The 217-nt window shown below is 34.6% G+C and carries 1 protein-coding gene; it reads right to left on the bottom strand.

Going from position 1 to position 217, the window contains the following annotated elements:
* On the bottom strand, positions 1–217 hold a 217-nt coding region (locus EOC06_RS39725), incomplete at both ends, for a hypothetical protein (RefSeq protein ID WP_206631520.1).

Raw genomic sequence — 217 nt, 5'->3', positions numbered from 1 at the left:
CTTTTATAAAGACAGTTCCTGTTCCTTCTACAAAATCACGGAACTTTTTACTTTTTAAGGAAAGCAAACCAGATAAAAAGGGTATTGCTGCAAAAATGACAATTCCAACGATTCCATGAAAAATGTTCCGTTCCAGTCCCATAGCAACTTCAGCACCTATACTTCCAATGGAAATACCAGTTACATATTCAAAGAAAGATAATTCAGAGATTTGCTT

It is taken from the genome of Mesorhizobium sp. M7A.F.Ca.MR.362.00.0.0, from assembly GCF_004023175.1.
Lineage (GTDB): Bacteria > Pseudomonadota > Alphaproteobacteria > Rhizobiales > Rhizobiaceae > Mesorhizobium.
This window is presented reverse-complemented; position numbering and strand designations above follow the sequence as displayed.